This is a genomic window from Dellaglioa sp. CoH-55-MRSF-8 (genome assembly GCF_056782195.1).
In genome coordinates this window covers 1-372 of the sequence record NZ_JBXAYH010000107.1, presented here as the reverse complement: position 1 = coordinate 372, position 372 = coordinate 1, and the positions used below count along the sequence as shown (strand labels likewise).

General features: G+C 42.7%; 2 tRNA genes. Both read left to right on the top strand.

The annotated features are described in order from the left end of the window. The first annotated feature begins 101 nt into the window (after window positions 1–101). A tRNA-Ile gene (locus tag AC1RPW_RS08125) sits at window positions 102–176 on the top strand. 27 nt (window positions 177–203) lie between these two features. Further along, a tRNA-Ala gene (locus AC1RPW_RS08120) sits at window positions 204–276 on the top strand. Window positions 277–372: the final 96 nt, after the last annotated feature.

Sequence of the window (372 nt, the reverse complement as noted above, 5' to 3'; positions counted from 1 at the left end):
CCTGCGGCTGGATCACCTCCTTTCTAAGGAATATTACGGAAACCTACACACTTGTCGAAAATTTGTTTAGTTTTGAGAGATCTACTCTCAAAAGCGTTTACGGGCCTATAGCTCAGCTGGTTTAGAGCGCACGCCTGATAAGCGTGAGGTCGATGGTTCGAGTCCATTTAGGCCCATTTACCAATTAATAAAATACCCATTATGGGGCCTTAGCTCAGCTGGGAGAGCGCCTGCCTTGCACGCAGGAGGTCATCGGTTCGATCCCGTTAGGCTCCATTGACAATATTAATTGTCGAATTTGTTCTTTGAAAACTAGATAATATTTATTAAATTTTTAAGCAATAAGCCGAGAAACACCGCGTTTTATTAGTT